This is a genomic window from Acinetobacter sp. X9 (assembly GCF_054889255.1).
Window position 1 is genome coordinate 2,378,476 of the sequence record NZ_CM142679.1, and the last position, 18,822, is coordinate 2,397,297.

Sequence of the window (18,822 nt, forward strand, 5' to 3'; positions counted from 1 at the left end):
GCTACTCCTCATTTAGTCATTTTGCTGTATAGGCGGCATGACGGCATCCATCAGTTCTAAATGCCCTTTAATCACCCCTTTCAACACAATAAATTGCTGGCTAATTTGTCTAAGCTCAGAACTCGCGCCCTGCATTAACATGACTTGCAATATCTTTTGTTGGTCGAGCTGGATATGAAGTGAGCTAATCACCTGTGCTAAAAACTGTTGCTGTAAATCGACCAATTGATTACGCAAGGTCATTTGGCTAGCGTCATAAAGCAGCGTCAACGTGCCTACCATGACTTCATTGGCCTGTGCTTGCTCTGCAATCAGGTGTTTATTAATCATGTCGACAATGGCTTGCGAGCGACTTTCATAGTTCTGCTCGACAATTTTTTGATCGAGTGCGTTAAGTGTCGTTTCAGGTACGGTAATACTGATTCGAGCCAACTTTTGTTTTGCCACAGTCTTATCCTTTTGTTTTAGGCGGCTGATTGTTTTGCTTGATATATACGCCTGCACGTACACTAAGCAATTCGACTAAAAAGGCTTTTAAAGTTGGCTTTGGTTGAACCACAGGTTTTACATCGTTCATATCGCACCTCTAGCTTAGTATTACCAAATTCAGTTTTTGTATTACTGATATGAGATGCAGAAAATGTGCCAGTTTTTAAACATGGTTTTTGATAGGCTTGACAGAAATTTATGAGTGATTTTTGGGCAAAAAAAAGCCCCATGCACAGGGATGGGGCTAATATTTATATTTTTAAAAAGTTAATTTTTCATCTTATGACTGATTGATCATTGTATGTGCCCATACCGATAAAGACTCTAAAACAGGCTTAAAAGATTGGCCTAATTCGGTCATTTCATAAACCACTTTAATCGGTGCTTTTTCACCATAAACAGTTCGAGATATTAAGCCACTTTGCTCTAATTGCTTGAGTTGAAGGCTTAAGGTCATTTCTGTGATCGTTGGCATTAATTGATTGATTTCATTAAAACGTTTTGGCCCATCTTTTAGATAATACAGAATAACGCCTTTCCATTTTCCACCCACCAAATCCATAGCCATACTGATATGACATGGATACGTTTTTCCATTCATGGTGATTTCACATTTATTTTCAGTATTTGCCATTTTTAAACGCCACCTATCAACTTTGATAGTTATTGTACACCCATACTATAAAAATTATAGTGACTATGATTTTTATAGCTACAAGGCATTATTATGGCTTTACTTATTTTGGCCCATCCCTACTACGCTCAATCAATTGCAAATAAAACGATAGTGAATGAACTTATAAAAACCTATCCGGACCTTGAAGTCCGAGATATTTTTCAGCTTTATCCAGACTATAAAATTGATGTAAGTGCTGAACAAGAAGCGTTGCTACGCCATGACACCATCATTCTGCAATATCCAATGTTCTGGTTTAATATGCCGGCAATTTTGAAGTTATGGTTTGATGAAGTTTTTACTTATCAGTTTGCTTATGGCTCTCAAGGCGACAAATTAAAAGATAAAAAAGTCATTATTAGTATGACGGTCGGGCAAAAAGAAGCCGATATGGTGAATGACCGAGAAAACTTAGCGGATAGTTTTTTAAAAGCGGTTCAATATTCAATTCAATATACGCAAATGCAGTTAAGCGCCACTTACTTGCTTTATGACGTTTCGCCTTTATCAGGTAATCCAGAGTCGAAAATTAAATTAGAAGCTGTTGAACATGGTCATAAAGTATTAAAGCATTTGACCGAAGCATAATAAAAAAAGAGAGCATCAATATTGATGCTCTCTTTTGGTTTAAGCGACAGGTGCTAAGGTAAATAGCACTTGTCCTGTTTTTACGGTTTGCCCTTTTTCAATGGTAATGGTTTCTACCTTCATACGTTCCGGCGCAATAATTGGAATTTCAATTTTCATTGCCTCAATTACCGCAAGGGTTGCACCTTCTTCAACAATATCACCCGATGCACATTCAATTTTCCAGATTGAGCCTGGCATGTGTGATTCGACTGTACAGCCTCCTTCAGGAATAACCACGGTTTCACCTTCATCAACCGCATCTAGGCTTTCAGAAATATATTCTTGCAAGCCCGCTTCGTGCCAACGGCGGCGTTCAGCCTCAAAGTTAGCTTGCTGTGTATCTTTAAAGGCTTGAATGCTGTCTTGATGCGTCTTTAAAAACTCGTTGTATTCTTTTAAGTTGAGTACACCATCTTCAATACGAAGTTGTAGACGACCTGCCTTAAAGTCTTCACGCATTTGCAGAAGTTCAGCCTCAGAAACTTCATAAAACTTAACTTGGTCAAAAAAGCGTAATAACCACGGTTTGCCATCTTCGAAGTCGGCATTTTTACGATAACGACTCCACATTTGAGTGGTACGACCAACAAACTGGTAGCCACCTGGTCCTTCCATACCGTACACACACATATACGCCCCGCCAATGCCGACCGCATTTTCAGGTGTCCAAGTTCGCGCAGGGTTATATTTTGTGGTGACTAAACGTTGGCGTGGATCGAGCGGCGTCGCAACGGGTGCACCTAAATACACATCGCCTAACCCCATTACTAAATAGTTCGCACTATAGACCACATCTTTAACCGCTTGCTTAGAAGCTAAGCCATTAATACGGCGAATAAACTCGACGTTATCTGGACACCACGGTGCATCTGGTCGAACAATTTGTGTATAGCGTTCGGTGGCAAGTTGAGTTTGTGAATCTTCCCAAGCCAAAGGCAAATAAACAGTCCGTGAAGGCACCTGCATATTTTGAATATCGGGTAACTCGGCTTCTGCTTGTTGAAGTTTCTGTAAAAGCTCCAGTTGATCGAGTTGAATTGAATCAAAATGAATTTGTAGTGAACGAATACCCGGTGTTAAATCGATAATACCCTGAATGTTTTGATCTTTGACCCATTGCATGAGTGCATGAATACGGAAGCGTAAGTTTAGGTCGAGTACTAACTCGCCATATTCCACCAACAAATAGCTATTTCCTGCTGGTCGATAGGTCACGCTTGGTAAGTCAGCTTTACCGTCTAAAGTTGCCAAAACTGCATCTTTTAAAGTGTCGGGTTCTGCTTGAATGGCTGGGTTAAAATCGATCTGAGTTGTATCAGCCGCAGTTAAGCTTTGATGATATTTTTGATCGAGTGCTTTTGCTTGCGCGTAACTCACAGGTACAAATTTAACTTTATCGCCTGCTTTAAGCTGCCCGATTTTCCAAAGCTCGGAATGAATCACTACCGCAGGGCAAACAAAACCACCTAAGCTCGGACCATCTGGACCCAAAATAATCGGCATATCGCCCGTAAAATCAATTGCCCCAATCGCATAAGCATTATCATGAATATTGGATGGATGTAAGCCTGCCTCACCGCCGTCTTCACGTGCCCACTCAGGTTTTGGACCAATTAAGCGAATGCCTGTACGGCTTGAGTTATAGTGAATCTCAAACTCATTGGTAAAGAACGTATCAATATCTTGTTTGGTGAAAAAGTCTGGTGCGCCATGTGGACCATACATCACTGCAATTTCCCAGTTTTGGGTAAAGCTAGGAATTTGCACTTGAGCTAAAGCTGTAGTCGATTGAGTAGAATATTCAGTAATCGGCAGCATATCTCCAATTAATAAATTACGACCTGCATGTCCACCAAACTGCCCTAAAGTGAAAGTCGCCTGTGACCCTAAATACTCAGGAACATCAAAACCACCTTTCACACCTATATAGCTACGGCAACCTGAACGGATAAGCCCACATTTTAAAACTTGGCCTTTTTTCACATTGATGGTTTGCCACATCGGCACCAGTTCGCCATCAAGTTTTGAAGGCATATCACCGCCCGTAATCACAATTTGGCTATCGCAGTGAAACTTTAAAGTTGGCCCTTGCAAGGTGCATTCAAGCCCTGCGGTATTTGATTCATTGGCTAGAAGCTGGTTTGCTACAGTTAAACTGAGTGGGTCGATGGCACCTGATGGCGGCACACCAACATCCCAATAACCTAATCGCCCTGTTACGTCTTGAATGGCAGTTTGAATACCAGACTGCAATACTTCAATTTTTTGAGTTTTCCATTCAAACGTATTTAAAAATCGGGTCGTTTGAGTACCCAAAGCAAACACATCGCAAGCAATAATGTTTTGTAAATATTCCAGATTGGTTTCAATGCCTGCGACTTGTGTGTTGGCAAGACTAGCACTCATTGCCTGTATGGCTTGGTCCCGTGTTGCAGCAGTTACAATGATTTTGGCAATCATGGGGTCATAAAAAGACGACACCGTTGAACCTGTTTCTACCCATGTTTCGACTCGGGCTTGCGGGTTAAATTTAACATGTGTGAGTAGACCTGCACTCGGCTGGAACTGTTTAATCGGGTCCTCGGCATAAAGACGAACCTGAATGGAATGTCCTGTTGGCTCTAACTTTTCAGTGGGTGCTGACCAGTCACCGCTTGCCAAGGTAACCATCCACTCGACTAAGTCGACACCAAACACTTGCTCGGTCACGCCGTGCTCGACTTGCAAACGCGTGTTAACCTCTAAGAAATAAAATTCTTGCGTTTCGGTGTCCATGACAAACTCAACCGTGCCTGCCGAGCGGTAGTTCACCGACTGCATCAGTTGAATCGCAACTTTTTGCAAATACTCACGTTGCTGTTCATTTAAGTGTGGCGCGGGTGTTTCTTCAATGACTTTCTGATTACGGCGTTGTACCGAACAATCACGCTCACCCAACGCTAAAACTTGTCCTTGCCCATCACCAAAAATTTGTACTTCGATATGGCGCGCGTGTTGTACAAATTTCTCTAAATACAAACCCGCATCTTTAAAATTGACCTGCGCCAAATAAGACACGGTTTGATAGGCATCTTTTAACTCGGTTTCGTTCCAGACCAGACGCATGCCAATACCACCGCCACCCGCGGTACTTTTCAGCATGACTGGATAACCAATATGGGCAGCTTCGGTCAAGGCGTCGGCTTCATCGGTAAGTAGTGAACTGCCCGGCAGTAGAGGCACATTGCTTTTAATAGCCAGCTCACGCGCAGTATGTTTTAAACCAAAATCGAGCATTTGGCTTGAAGTTGGCCCAATAAAGGCAATGCCTTGGCTTTCGCATAAATCACAAAATTCGGCATTTTCAGACAAAAAACCATAACCGGGGTGAATGGCTTCTGCTCCCGACTGTTTAGCAACCTCAAGGATTTTTTCAATATTTAAATAGCTTTGATGCGCAGGTGCAGGTCCAATCAAGAAAGCTTCATCAGCCAAAGTCACGTGTAAAGAATCACGGTCGGCTTCGGAGTAAACAGCTACCGAAGCGATCCCGAGTTTTTTAAGGGTGCGAATTACGCGACAGGCAATTGCACCGCGGTTAGCAATCAGAACTTTTTTAAACATGCTTACACCCCTTCCGCTTCACGGACAACCAGTTGAATTTTGGTTGGGTTATAGCCGTTACATGGGTTGTTTAGCTGAGGGCAATTGGAAATTAAAACAATTAAATCCATTTCTGCCCGAACTTCGACGTATTTCCCCGGTCCTGAAATTCCGTCATCAAATTTAAGCTGACCGTCTAGTGTCACAGGCACATTCATAAAAAAGTTAATATTTGGCCCGATATGACGGACATTTAAGCCATGCTTTTTTGCAATGGGATGTTTTGCCAAGGCATACATAAAGTTGTTACGGCAACTATGCATGGGATACGTTTCATGTGCATAGCGAACCGTATTACTTTCACACGAACAGGCACCGCCAATGGTGTCATGGCGACCACAGTTATCATCATGAATAACGGCAATTGGACGGCCAAAGTTACTGTAGAGCTTGGTGCCCTTTTCTAAATAGATTTGTTGGTTGATGGCCAAAGTATCCATTGCGCTATAACGCTCAGTTGGATTTTCGGCACTCATAAACAAAGTATCGACCGCTTGGTTTCCCTCAAGATCAATAATTCGAAAATATTGGCCCTTTTTAACCTCGCACATCCACGCTTCACCCGCAGGACAAACTTCATTTAAAACTGCTTTTTCAAATGATTGTAAAACTGTCATGATGCTTCTCCTGATTTAAATATTGCTAAGCGCGTAGTAGCGGGCTGTGTTTTGAAACGCACGCTGATTTTGCGAACACGCATCACGACAAATATCGCTGTCTGTTAGTGAATTGGCTTTAAATAAACTAAGTTGAATATCGGCAGGTTGATAGTTTGGGCTGGTGTCTAAACCATGCGGCGTGGCAGATAAAAATAGTAAGCAATCCATTTCAAAACGCAGTTCAATGGTTTGATCGGTGTTATCAGAACTGACATAAGACAAAGCGTCGTTTTCATCTGGCACAACTTTAGAAAATAGATTAACCGTAGCACTCAGGTCTTGGCTGGCAAGTCCGTATTTACACATTTCAATGAGTAAGCTGTCTAAGCCGTTTTGGTACATATCATTGCGGGCATCTTGAAATGTACGCGCACCAAATTGCTTTTCAATTTGCTCAGGTCGGCTTGGGCCACAAAGTGCATCGTTCCAACCATGATCGTCATGAACAATGGAAGCCATGACACGGCCAAGGTCTGAATACAATACATTGGAAGCTTTTAAATAGGCTGTGTGTTGCCCCTTTAAGCTGTCCGGCATGTTAAAACGTTCAAGCACATCGGCAGCATTTACACAAAACAAAGAAACATTTGCCTGAGCGCCAAGCGATGTAAATCTAAGAATAGTTCCTTTTTGAATACGCCCCGACCAGTGATGTCCGCCGGGTAAAAGTTCGGTCCAAATCGCCTGATTGTTATGATAACTTGCAGTGTTCATAGCTACTCCTGTCGGATAGTTTTAGACTTCCTCCCGGGCTTTTATCCCTCCGTGTAGTTCGCTAGGAACCGTGAACTCTCGGTCCAGACATACGTGAAGTATCGGAACCCTAGATCACTTTTGATTGGTTATGACTATGCAAAGGACATGCCAGCTTAGTATTACGTTTTTGGTTAAAAGTAATACTAAACTTGAGCTGTTTGGGTGCGGTTTAAGTTCAAAAATAAAAATCTGCACTAAAAATTGTGCATCTTGAAAATAAAAAAGCCCCTTTCATTAAGAGGCTTGAAACTAAATTATAAGATTGAGAATCTTAAGGAAGCAGAATCACCTTACGGCAGTCCTCTTCTCTTTCATTAAAAATGCGGTATCCCTCTGCGGCATCTTCTAATTTCATTCGGTGGATAATAATCGTTTCAGGTGTTAATTCGCCGCGCTCAATCAGTTCTAAAAGTTGCGGTAAATATTGATGCACATGGGTTTGACCCATTTTAAAAGTTAGTCCTTTATCAAAAGCATCGCCAAATAAAAAACCATGAATTGGGCCTGCATATACACCCGGTACGCTGACCGCACCACCACGGCGAACCGCCGCAATACATTGGCGAAGCGCTGCACCGCTTGAGCCTTCAAGCTTTAAATTGGTCAGCACTGTTTCAATCACACTGCCTTTTGCCTCAAAACCAATTGCATCAATCACCGCATCGACACCGCGGTAATTGTCGGTATGTTGAATAATAAATTCAGCAGCATCGACTTCGTCGAAATTCACTGGAATAGCACCGTATGTTGTCGCTGCATAGTTCAATCGATAGTCATTGTGATCGACCATAAATATCTTTTCAGCACCGAGCATCTTGGCACAAGCAGCGCTTAACAGTCCGACTGGACCAGCACCATAAATTGCAACGGTCGAGCCACGTTTCACTTGGGCATTGGTCACGGCTTGCCAAGCGGTGGGTAAAATATCGGTCAAGAAAAGTACTTTTTCATCTGACAATGAGGTTGGCACTTTTAAAGGGCCTTTATTGGCTTTTGGCACACGCACATATTCTGCTTGCCCGCCCGGTACACCGCCGTAAAGATGGCTATAGCCAAACAAAGCTGCGCCTGGTGGAATCTGCTTTTTATTAATAATTGCGCCGCGCCCTGTATTGGTTGTTTCGCAGGCAGCGGTCAGGTCTAGTTGGCAAAAGAAACATTCGCCACAGGCAATCACAAAAGGAACAATGACACGATCACCCTTTTTGACTGCGGTGACAGCTGGACCAACCTCTTCAACCACACCCATAAATTCGTGCCCAAAGATATCGCCCTGTTCGGTTCTAGGGATTTTGCCTCGATATAAATGTAAATCAGAGCCACATATCGCTGTGGCAGTCACGCGTAAAATAATGTCATCTGGTTCTTGAATAATAGGGTCTGCTACTGTTTCTACTCGAACGTCTTCTGCACCGTGGTAAGTTAAAGCGCGCATATTGTTATTCCTCTATTTTCTATCATGTCCTTTGATTATGAGGAGGCTTTCTTTACGGTTTGCAACGATTCTTACTTTTCACGTAAGGCATATAGTTCAAATGCAACGCGATAGGAATTTCAGTAACATTTAATGAATCTAGGATTGTTTCAGCTAGGGATGTTTTTGTTATTTACCCCAATAAAAAAAGCCAATCATCTCTGCAATAAAATGATTGGCTCTATTCTAATATTTTGAATTAATCTAACTTAAGTTGTTGTCTGAGCTTTAAGATATCGACCAGACCTTTATCTCTGGTTTGGTATAAATCGATATCTTTATATTGTGTTAATAGCTGGTTGGTTTGTGCTTCCAATAACTCTATTGTCTCGTCTGAATGTTGAAATGCGTGCATATCATTCCACCATTCTGTCATTGGTGGGCCTAAATGATGAATTGCTTCTTTAAAGCCCTTTTGGTTGGCAAGCTGCATATTAATGTAAGGACCAAAGAGCGCCCATCTTAAACCCGGCCCACTGGTAATCGCGACATCGACATCTTCAGCAGAGCACACACCTTGTTCAACCAATGAAAAAGCTTCTCGCCATAGCGCAGCCTGCAAACGGTTTGCGACATGCCCTTTTACTTCTTTATTTAAAACAATTGGATTCTTGCCCAGTTGTTTATAGAACTCAGAAGCCTGTTTTAAAATTTGAGGATCAGTCAAATTACCGCCAACGATCTCGACCAAAGGTAAAAGATGAGGTGGATTAAAAGGATGTCCTAATAAAATACGTTCTGGGTGTTGCGCCTCTTTTTGAAAATCAGACACTTTTAAGCCCGATGAACTTGAAGCAATAATGGTATGTTCAGGGCAATATGCAGTGATTTCTTGGTATAGCTGTTGTTTTATATCCAAACGTTCAGGGGCATTTTCTTGAATAAAATCTACATCTGAAACTGCATCTTTTAAATAATTAAAAATTTCCAGATGAAGCAGCACATCTTGCGGAGAATGACTTAGTTCAGCGTTTTGATCTAAAGCCAATAAATCATTTAAATTTGTAGATATTCTATTTTTAAAGACCGCTTCATCTATAGGATATGGGTCATAGACCTTAACTTTAAATCCTTTATATAAAAATAAGGCTGTCCAACTTGCGCCTATTATACCTGCTCCAACAACACCAACCGTTTTAATGACTTCCATATTTTCCTCGTACAAATGTTGTTTTATCCGAAATTTCTTTACTCAATTGAATGCTAAATAAACATAGCAGATTCAACCAATCAATAAATTTAATTGTTTATATTTTATATAATTTGTCCTATATTCCTTAGCTTGAAAATTGATTCCTTTCATTAGTACAACCTCATCTTTTACCATTTTTTTAACCGTTACTTATTGAATTTTATGTCAAAAAATCTAGCAACATTGATTGGTTTAAGCGCCATTCTCATGTGGGCATCTCTGGTCGGTCTGATGAAGCAAGTCAGTGCCGCCATTGGGCCTGAGCTAGGTGTTACCTTTATTTATTCTTTAAGTGCGCTACTGTTGCTTGCCATTTTCAAAGTTCCAGATTTTAAGCAGATCTCTAAAAAATACTTAATATTTGGCACAATTCTGTTCGTGGCTTATGAAGTGTGCTTTTCATTTGCGATTGCTTATTCTCAGACAGCAAGGCAGGCAATTGAAATTAGTATTGTTAACTATCTGTGGCCGAGTTTAACGGTTTTAGCTTTTGTTATTTTTAAGGAATTAAAGTTTAATTTCCTTATTATTTTAGGTCTAATACTTTCAATTTTCGGCATTATTTTTATTCAAACTGGAAGCGGTGATTTTAGTCTAAATAGTCTTGTCGATAATTTTCATAGCAACCCACTGAGCTATATTTTGGCATTTGCAGGCGCCATCATTTGGGCTTTTTACTGTGTACTCACCAAAAAATTAAGTAATGGGCAAAATCCAATTTCCATTTTCTTTGTTGGTGTCGCGCTCACGCTATGGTTCAAGCTGCTTGTATCGGGGCAATTCGCTATTCCATCAATGGATATTCCAACAGTCATCACCCTTTTAGTGGCTTCTGCTGCCATGGGTTTTGGTTATGCTGCTTGGAACATTGGCATCATTCATGGAAACATTACCGTGCTTGTGGTGGCCTCTTATTTCACCCCGATTATTTCGTCTATTTTGGCAATGTTTGTTTTACAAACTCAACTTTCAATGAGCTTTTGGCAAGGAACAGCAATGGTGACGGCTGGTTCCTTTATTTGCTGGGTTTCAACCAACTGGTCTGTGATTCAGCCCTTCTTTAAAAAATTAAGAAAAGGCCAAAAAGTATTGTAGATTGATCGCAATGCTTTTTTCGGACTTAAGATAACTCCGACGAAGAAGAATTCCCCCATTGCCCAAAGCGTGCTAACATCCAAATTCTGACAATTACCAATGTCAAAATAATTTCTAGAGGGAATAAGATGTTAAAAACTCAAAAAATCAACATCGTACAAGAATTTGATGCACCCGTAGACAAGGTCTTCGCGACTTTAAGTGAGCATGAAAACCTAAGTAAACTTTTCGCTCCTGCTAAAGTGACTCGCATTAGCAACGGAAAAGACGCTCGTAATGGTGTTGGCTCTGCGCGCAAAATGTCTATTCCATTGACCCCTTCATTTGTAGAAACCAATTTAGTCTATAAAGAAAATGAACTGATTGAATATGCAATTACGAGCGGGATTAGCCCAATTAAGGGCCACCGTGGTGTCATGAAATTTACTGACTTGGGAAATAATCGAACTCGTTTGGATTACACCATTAGCTTTAAAGGCCGCGTTCCTTTTATTGGCCCTATCATTAAAGCCGCTCTACAAAATGGTGTGAGTCGTGGGCTTAAAAAACTTAAGTTTTAATCGACCAATATCTACAAAAAAGCCCGATCACGGGCTTTTTGTATGTAAGGTTTAAGTTGAATGCTCAGATAGCATAAATAAAAAGTAATCTAATAATTTATCCCGTTCATCTACGCTATTGGCACTTAACAGCTGAACCATTGCCCCATCAATTGCAAATAGAAACATGTGGGCATCTTTTATTGAAGCGGTAGTTTTTACAGTAAGAAGCAGCTTATAAAGCTCATTTATAAACCAGTTTCTATAAGCAACAACCACTTGATAAGCTGTTGCATAACACTTTTCAATTTCAAAAATTGCTTTAAATGGTAAACGATAAAAGCCTTCTAAATTGGCATGTAAAAAGTAAATTTGCTTGAGTTTATCGAACACCATAAGTTCTCTGTATGAATTGATAATTGAAAGAACTTTTACTTTGAGCGCATCCGTTTGAAAAGTTAGACACATCTCGATCAGTCGTGCTTTTGAATGAAAGATGTTATAGAAAGTAGCTTTGGGAATTTTGGCTTCAGCAATAATTCGGTCGACCCCGACCTTGTTAAACCCATCTTGAGTAAATAAATCTTTTGCCGTGTGCAGCACTCTTAGTGCTCTAAATGAAGATTCTAAATTTTTCATATATACCGCTTAAAATAATTTTTTGTTGTATGTAAAAGAGATAGAAGTGCCGTCACTCTTAAATTGAGTGCTTAAAACGGGCATGCAAAAGCGGCACAATAAAGGTGTGCTCGCCTATCTCAGGTTTATTGTTGCTATGATTTTTGAGCCGTAACGATTCTTAAGGTGTAGAAAACCTAGAGTCGATTAAACCGATTTCGAGAGTATTTAAACGGAATAAATAGAGAGAGTTTGGCAAAGGCCAATAAATGAGAAGAATTAGTACGCATAGCGGACTCCTAGATGAAATAGAAGTTCTACCAGATCACTGCTAAATGATTATGGTGGCAGAACGAAGAAGGGTTAGCAGACCAGTCATCTAGGAACTGGCACGCCCGAAGGCGTCCCTCCTCCGTCCTACCGCTACGAAGGGAGACGAACGAGTTCACCACCAAAAAATTACTTCTTTGATGATCTAGATGAAAACGGTCTGCTAAAACCGACTGGCAATGTAGGCCAGCCCGCAAAGGATAGTATTCGCTTTTGTTATCGTCAAGCGTAAGAAATGACATTTGCTTTAAAATAGATCGTTAAAAAGTTAGGGGAAATAAGTTAGTTTCTTTGTTATTTATTTTCTTAAATATTATGCTCTTGGCATACTATCTATCTTGAAATCCTATGTACTCGATCAATTAAATCTTTTATTAATAATGGATCTAAAAATTCATCTATCTTTTCCCAATTCTTTATATACGGCTTCATTACATCATCCATGAAATCTTTTTTCATATAGACCTGCACGTAATATCCATCTATAACTACTCCTACAAATCTACAATTACTATCAATAAACATATATCCTCCATTTAACATCTGCATAAATGAACGACTTACACAATCAAGCATTTCTTTTGTAATCGAAGTTTTAGCAATCATAAGAGGAGAAAAATCTTGAAAGATAATATCTTCGTTATTACTAAGAGGAATCCAGTATAACTTCTCAATCTCTCCTCCCATTATTGAGCATAAATTCTCAAATAAGGATAGAGGACAACTTTCATTAGAATAGTCGAAGAAATCTAATAATTGAATTCCAGTCTTAACTTGACCAATATCGGATTCTAATGAGTAATCATTTTTATTCCACTCACTTAATAAACTTAAAAATCTACTTAGCTCGTTATCATCCAATAAACCATAATATTCTTTTAAAGGGTCATTTTCTTCAATCCACGGCTTATTTTTCATAAAGTATCTCTATCACTACTTACTTAAAAAACTTATTCTTATATTAGAAACTTCTATATAACTATTCTTCAAATAGTGACAAGGCATCTTGATTACCATTTTCTGCTGCTTTTCTTAGCCATTTTTCGGCTAATTCATTGTTTTGTTGTACTCCTTCCCCTTTAAAGTACATCATACCTACAATAAGTTGTGCTTGAGAATTTCCCTGTTGAGCAGCTTTACTAAACCACTCGAATGCTTTCTTATAATCTTGATCTACACCTTGTCCAAATGTATACAATCCACCTAAGTGATTTTGTGCTTCTGCATTGCCTTGTTCAGCAGCTTTACTATACCATTCAAATGCCTTTTTATAATCTTGCTTTACTAGATAACCTTTCTCATAAAGAACCCCTAAATAGTTTTTAGCCTCAGCATTATCTTGTGCAGCAGCTTTACTATACCACTCAAAGGCTTTTTTATAATCTTGGACTCCTCCATCACCATTAGCATAATATGCCCCTAAATTAAGCTGTGCTTTTATTTCTCCTTGTTCAGCAGCTTTACTGTACCATTCAAATGATTTTTTATAATTTTGATCTATCCCTTGCCCCAAAGCATACATTGCTCCCAAATTATTCTGTGCTTCTGCATTTCCTTGATTAGCAGCTTTGCTATACCATTCAAATGCCTTTTTATAATTTTGAGGAACAACTTCTCCCTCTACATATAATTCACCAAGTTTTGCTTGAGCTTCTGAATCGCCTCTTTCTGCTAACTGCAAAATATCTTTAAAATCTGGCTGATGACTAAAAGCTAATAAATTGATTACCAATAAAACGATACTAATTCTTTGGAATTTTTTTCTTAAAATTAAAAACATAGTTAATATTAAATTGCTTGTGATGAGAAATATATTTAATGGATTTTAGCATAAATTCTCAAGCACAATTGAACCAAAGCCTAATCACGCCCTACCTATAAACCACTCACTAATCCATCAACTTTTTACGGCGATACAACCCACAATTCCCAGAAAATAGCGCTGCCAACAAACAAGTAATAATGGCATAAGTCGCAACATTCATCCCAAATAGCTCAACAGCTAAAATAATAGACGTTAATGGTGCCTTACTTGCCCCTGAAAACAAACTGACTAACCCTAATCCTGCAAGCAATGAAATTGGCAGATTTAAAACCGCGCCTAAAGCATTACCTAATGTCGCACCTACATAAAACAATGGCGTAATTTCACCACCTTTAAAGCCTGAACCTAAAGTGATAGCAGTAAAAATAGTCTTGTTAAAAAAGTCGTAAAACTCAATCGGTACATAAAAAGATGAAATGATTTTATCTGTACCCAAACCGTTGTATTGCTGATGTGCAGTGAACAACGTAAGTAGCATAATGACAATACCACCCGCCATCGTTCTTAATGGCAAATACCGAACGTATTTATAAAAAACGTCACTCGCAAAATGAATGGCTGCAATAAAGAAACGTGCGACTAGACCGAAGATCAGACCTGCCACAATTAAGTTCATGAGCGTGCCAAAATGAATGGCTGGAAACTCACTAATTACATAAAAAATATGCGGATGAACAATATCAAATAACTCAGGGATGGCCGATGCAATCAGCGCCGACACAAAACATGGAAAAATAGCTGAGTATCTTAAATTACCTAAAGCAGTAATTTCTAAACCATAGATTGCACCCGCTAGAGGCAAGCCAAACACCCCCGCAAAGCCTGCACCAATACTGGCGATTAAACAAATTTTTCGGTTGTCTTCCGAGATTTTTAATATATGGCTCAAGTGGTCAATTAAGGCACCCGAAAGCTGAACCGCTGGGGCCTCACGCCCTGCCGAACCACCAAACAGTTGCGTTAAAATTGAAGTAATAAAAATGATGGGGCTCATTCGTTTTGGAATAAACGACTTAGGCTGGTGAATTTCATCAATCAGTAAATGGGTTCCCCGTTCAATCGGTGATCCATATTTTTTAATGAGATAACCAATACCAAACCCCACAAAAGGCAAAAAGTAGATGAGCCAGTGATGCAGACTTCTAACTTTGTTTGAAATATCAAAAGCGACAAAAATTAAAGTCGAGGCCAACCCCGCTACAACTCCAATCACGATCGAGATGACGAGCCAATAGACACTGTATTTTAGAATTTGATCATATTCAGATGAAGGTAGAATTTTCATTCGCTTTCTTCAATTCGCCTTTGAGTGAGTGCCAAATTCTCAAATTGTTTTTATGCTGCCAGCTCATTAAGTGAGAAATGCTTAAACTGGGCTAAAAATTAAAGCCCGCATAAGCGAGCTTTCAATACAGTGATTAATTTTCATATCACTAAACTGTGAGGAATATCTCACAATTAGGGCTGATTTTCAAGCTGAAAATGGTTAACGAGTACTGTGAAAAATAACAAACCGAGTGAATAAATAAGCATTCGATTTGACCCAATTAAACTAATGCTTAAGTGAGCCAAATCATTTATTCAAAACTTAATTAATTCTCGCAATCACAGTTTCTGCATGGCAGGTCGCGCCCTTCTCTGCACCAATCTGGATAACACCACTGCGATGTGCCAGTACCTGCACTTCCATTTTCATGGCTTCCATAATGGCGACTACTTGACCTTCTGTCACTTGCTCCCCATTTTCGACTTTCCAAGCGCTAATCACACCATTAATTGGGGCAAGTAAATGCTCGGCACTCACTTCTGGCTCGGCTGTTTGTGCTTGGGCTGCCGTTGCTGGGCCTTGTGCAAACATACCCGCAGGTAAACCTAAACGGTGTAACTTGCCATCAATTTCAATGTAGCTCAGCAACATCGGTTGTTGATGGTTTGGAATGCCACGTTTGGTTGGCTTTAACTCTTGTTTAAAGTCGTTTTCGATCCAACGCGTATGTACATTAAATTTATCTGTAAAGTCAGGTTCATTAAGTACCGCACGGTGAAAGTCTAAAACCGAAGTAACACCTTCAATTTTAAATTGCTTTAAAGCACGTTTAGCGCGAGCAATTGCAACTTCTCGGGTTGGACCAGTGACAATCAGTTTTGCCATGAGTGAGTCAAAATGGCTAGACACTAATGACCCAGTTCGAACACCTGTGTCGACTCGTACACCGTTACCAAACGGCGCTTCAAATAAACTCAACACACCAAAGGCTGGAATAAAACCACGTGCTGGGTCTTCGGCATTGATGCGAAACTCAATGGCATGGCCTTGTGCTTTCGGGGTTTCTTGAATAGAAAGCTCATGGCCCTGTGCCACGCGAATTTGCTCAACGACCAAGTCGACTTTTGATGTTTCTTCAGTCACAGGGTGCTCGACTTGCAAACGTGTGTTTACTTCTAAAAAGGAAAGCTTGCCGTCACGGCTCAGTAAATATTCAACTGTACCCGCACCCACATAGTTTGCGGCCTGACAAATATTTTTTGCCGAGCTTAAAATTTGCTGGTAAATCTCATCGCTAATAAATGGTGCTGGTGCTTCTTCGACTAATTTTTGGTTACGGCGTTGCAATGAACAGTCACGTGTACCAAGTACCACAATATTGCCATATTGGTCTGCTATCACCTGCGCTTCTACATGGCGCGGTTTATCGAGATATTGCTCGACAAAACATTCACCACGGCCAAAAGCAGCTTTTGCCTCTCGCACTGCCGACTCATAAAGTTCTTTCACTTCTTCGAGTTTCCACGCGACTTTTAAGCCACGCCCACCGCCACCAAACGCCGCTTTAATGGCAATTGGTAAACCATATTGTTTGGCAAACTCTAAAGCTTCATCTGCATTATTGAGTGGATCTTGCGTACCCTGAACCAACGGCGCACCAACCGAAGCTGCAATTTTACGTGCTTCGATTTTATCGCCTAGTTTTTCAATGGCACTTGGTGATGGCCCGACCCATTTTAAACCTGCATCAATCACAGCTTGAGCAAATTCAGCACGCTCAGATAAAAAGCCGTAACCTGGATGCACCATGGTCGCTTTCGATTTTTTTGCAACTTCAATAATGGCTGGAATATTTAGGTAAGTCTCGCTAGCAGTTGCACCAGCTAAGCCCCATGCTTCATCTGCAAGTTCAACATGCATGCTGCCAATATCGTCATCTGCATATAAAGCAACCGATGAAATTCCCATATCACGGCAAGCATGAATAATACGAATGGCAATTTCACCACGGTTAGCAATCAATAATTTTTCTGTATTCATCTTTCATTCTCAAAATCTGTAAATTCGGCAATTTTTCTAAATTTGATGCGGCAACCTGCCGGAATCTGTGCGACCAAATCCCAATGGTGTTTAGCAACAGAGGCAATGACCGGATATCCGCCCGTTAAAGGGTGATCATTCATAAACAAAACGGGTTGGCCACTCGGTGGAATCTGCAAAGCGCCAATACATGTACCTTCACTTTCCAGTTCATGGGTAATTTTGCGAGTTAAAGACTGCGCACCTGAAAGTCTTAGCCCGACTCGGTTGCTTTCATTGGTCACGAGCCATTCTTGCTGACATAGCAGTTCAATACTGTCTTGTTCGAACCAGTCGGTACGTGGGCCCATCACAATATCTAGCTCAACGACTTCACCAGCTTGTGGCAAATCGGTTTTACCCACTTCATTTACGCTAATATTGGTTGCCTTTACCTGTCCTTGATAAATGGTATCTCCAAGCTTTAAAGGCTCTGGACCTAACACTGCCAAGCTGTCAAACGAGGCACTATTGAGCACTGGTTCAACGTCTATACCACCGCGAACAGCCAAATAATTTCTTAAGCCTGCAGTTGGTGGCTGAATTTGAAATTCATCGCCTTCATCCAGATCAATCGGTTGATGGCTTGCAAAGTCTGCGGTTTGCCCATCGGCAAATTTCACACGAATGTTTGAGATCGCACCTGCAACTGCAATAACGCCAGCTTGCTGCATTTTGGCTTTTAGACCGCCATTTAAAACTTCAATAACGGGTGTGTCGGTTGGGTTCCCGACAATACGGTTAGCACTATGCATGGCAGATAAGTCCATTGCACCCGCCACACCAACACCAATATTGGTCTGGTTTAAGCGCCCTTCATCTTGAATAAGCATTTGTAAACTTGGCGCAGTGATCGTAAATAGTGGCACAGATTGTTTTGGCTCAACCGTACGCGTGATTTGCTGCGGTACAGTCACTGTCGTTTGGTTATGCGTCACATCTTCAAAATGTACGGTCATGCCCGGTAACAGTAACGCAGGATTTTTACGCTCTAAATCCCACATTTTTTCTGATGTAGTACCAATCAGCTGCCAACCACCCGGACTGTCTTTTGGATAAATACCAGAGTATTTTCCAGCCAATCCCAAAGAACCTGACGGTATTTTTTTACGCGGAACCGTTAAGCGCGGAATATCGGTAAAAGGCTTATCGGGACTGCTCATATACGCAAAGCCCGGCGCAAAACCAATAAAAGCCACATTCCACACACTTTGGTGATGTTTTCTAATCACATCTGCAACAGTCAGCCCTTGTAGCTCTGCAACTTGAGCAAGGTCTTCGCCGTTATAGCAAATCGGCACAATCACTTCTTGGCCGCTACGCTCAAATCCAGAATCAATTTTGAGACTCTGAATTGAAGCAACCAGCGTTTTAAAATTGGTTTCGATCTCATTAAAGAAAACCAAAATTGTTTTTGCAGCGGGGACTAAGTCTTTAATTCCATTCAATTGCGTATTTTGCAATTTATTGTACAACGCCAAAGTTTCCTCTAAGCTCGCAAGCTCAATCAGGAAACAGTCGGCGTTTACCGATAAAAAACGCATTTGCTTA

Annotated in this window: 17 protein-coding genes and 1 riboswitch; of the genes, 3 read left to right on the plus strand and 14 right to left on the minus strand. The window is 40.6% G+C overall.

Annotated features, from left to right (window positions below):
* Positions 1-12: 12 nt before the first annotated feature.
* The 3 genes from ACYU0V_RS11270 to ACYU0V_RS11280 form a co-directional block, all read right to left on the minus strand.
* The gene (locus ACYU0V_RS11270) at positions 13-447 is read right to left on the minus strand and encodes a CopG family ribbon-helix-helix protein (protein ID WP_001118705.1); all 435 of its coding nucleotides are present in this window, start codon (positions 445-447) and stop codon (positions 13-15) included.
* A gap of 4 nt (positions 448-451) precedes the next feature.
* Positions 452-577: a hypothetical protein gene (locus tag ACYU0V_RS11275; RefSeq protein WP_001000625.1), complete on the minus strand. Its 126-nt coding sequence runs from the start codon at positions 575-577 to the stop codon at positions 452-454.
* Between the two features lie 192 nt (positions 578-769).
* The gene (locus tag ACYU0V_RS11280; RefSeq protein ID WP_000024061.1) at positions 770-1,123 is read right to left on the minus strand and encodes a winged helix-turn-helix transcriptional regulator; all 354 of its coding nucleotides are present in this window, start codon (positions 1,121-1,123) and stop codon (positions 770-772) included.
* Positions 1,124-1,216: 93 nt separating this feature from the next.
* On the opposite strand from ACYU0V_RS11280, the gene ACYU0V_RS11285 reads away from it, so the two are divergent.
* A complete protein-coding gene (locus ACYU0V_RS11285; protein WP_001196261.1) occupies positions 1,217-1,753 on the plus strand; it encodes an NAD(P)H-dependent oxidoreductase in 537 nt (178 codons plus the stop codon).
* A 39-nt stretch (positions 1,754-1,792) separates the two neighbouring features.
* On the opposite strand, the gene uca is transcribed toward ACYU0V_RS11285, so the two are convergent.
* From uca to ACYU0V_RS11310, 5 genes are all read right to left on the minus strand, one after another.
* On the minus strand, positions 1,793-5,398 hold the full coding sequence (gene uca / locus ACYU0V_RS11290; protein WP_461847487.1) for an urea carboxylase: 3,606 nt from the start codon (positions 5,396-5,398) through the stop codon (positions 1,793-1,795).
* Between the two features lie 2 nt (positions 5,399-5,400).
* Positions 5,401-6,054 carry an urea amidolyase associated protein UAAP2 gene (locus tag ACYU0V_RS11295; protein WP_461847488.1) on the minus strand — a complete coding sequence of 218 codons (654 nt, stop codon included), beginning with the start codon at positions 6,052-6,054 and terminating at the stop codon, positions 5,401-5,403.
* Between the two features lie 15 nt (positions 6,055-6,069).
* Positions 6,070-6,810, minus strand: coding sequence for an urea amidolyase associated protein UAAP1 (locus ACYU0V_RS11300; protein ID WP_461847489.1), 741 nt, complete (start codon positions 6,808-6,810; stop codon positions 6,070-6,072).
* A gap of 28 nt (positions 6,811-6,838) precedes the next feature.
* A riboswitch (guanidine-I (ykkC/yxkD leader) is annotated at positions 6,839-6,934 on the minus strand.
* A gap of 189 nt (positions 6,935-7,123) precedes the next feature.
* Entirely contained in the window at positions 7,124-8,287 is a 1,164-nt protein-coding gene (locus ACYU0V_RS11305) for a zinc-dependent alcohol dehydrogenase (protein ID WP_461847490.1), read from the minus strand.
* Positions 8,288-8,525: 238 nt separating this feature from the next.
* Entirely contained in the window at positions 8,526-9,476 is a 951-nt protein-coding gene (locus ACYU0V_RS11310; protein WP_461847491.1) for a 3-hydroxyacyl-CoA dehydrogenase NAD-binding domain-containing protein, read from the minus strand.
* A 204-nt stretch (positions 9,477-9,680) separates the two neighbouring features.
* On the opposite strand from ACYU0V_RS11310, the gene yddG reads away from it, so the two are divergent.
* Both yddG and ACYU0V_RS11320 read left to right on the plus strand, forming a co-directional pair.
* Complete coding sequence (gene yddG / locus ACYU0V_RS11315; protein WP_461847492.1) at positions 9,681-10,613, plus strand: aromatic amino acid DMT transporter YddG; 933 nt, start codon at positions 9,681-9,683, stop codon at positions 10,611-10,613.
* 128 nt (positions 10,614-10,741) lie between these two features.
* Complete coding sequence (locus ACYU0V_RS11320; protein ID WP_002114206.1) at positions 10,742-11,173, plus strand: SRPBCC family protein; 432 nt, start codon at positions 10,742-10,744, stop codon at positions 11,171-11,173.
* Between the two features lie 51 nt (positions 11,174-11,224).
* Here the strand turns inward: ACYU0V_RS11320 and ACYU0V_RS11325 are convergent, their stop codons facing one another.
* The 6 genes from ACYU0V_RS11325 to ACYU0V_RS11350 form a co-directional block, all read right to left on the minus strand.
* Positions 11,225-11,791 (minus strand): TetR/AcrR family transcriptional regulator, encoded by a 567-nt coding sequence (locus ACYU0V_RS11325; protein WP_461847493.1) that lies wholly within the window; start codon positions 11,789-11,791, stop codon positions 11,225-11,227.
* A gap of 642 nt (positions 11,792-12,433) precedes the next feature.
* On the minus strand, positions 12,434-13,018 hold the full coding sequence (locus ACYU0V_RS11330) for an FAD-binding oxidoreductase (RefSeq protein WP_461847494.1): 585 nt from the start codon (positions 13,016-13,018) through the stop codon (positions 12,434-12,436).
* Between the two features lie 61 nt (positions 13,019-13,079).
* Positions 13,080-13,880 carry a tetratricopeptide repeat protein gene (locus ACYU0V_RS11335; protein WP_119684758.1) on the minus strand — a complete coding sequence of 267 codons (801 nt, stop codon included), beginning with the start codon at positions 13,878-13,880 and terminating at the stop codon, positions 13,080-13,082.
* A 109-nt stretch (positions 13,881-13,989) separates the two neighbouring features.
* On the minus strand, positions 13,990-15,210 hold the full coding sequence (locus ACYU0V_RS11340; RefSeq protein WP_032038307.1) for a chloride channel protein: 1,221 nt from the start codon (positions 15,208-15,210) through the stop codon (positions 13,990-13,992).
* 303 nt (positions 15,211-15,513) lie between these two features.
* On the minus strand, positions 15,514-17,232 hold the full coding sequence (locus ACYU0V_RS11345; protein ID WP_461847495.1) for an acetyl/propionyl/methylcrotonyl-CoA carboxylase subunit alpha: 1,719 nt from the start codon (positions 17,230-17,232) through the stop codon (positions 15,514-15,516).
* Positions 17,229-18,815, minus strand: coding sequence for a 5-oxoprolinase subunit B/C family protein (locus ACYU0V_RS11350; RefSeq protein ID WP_461847497.1), 1,587 nt, complete (start codon positions 18,813-18,815; stop codon positions 17,229-17,231). Before ACYU0V_RS11350 ends, ACYU0V_RS11345 begins: the two co-directional genes overlap by 4 nt.
* Between the last annotated feature and the right edge of the window lie 7 nt (positions 18,816-18,822).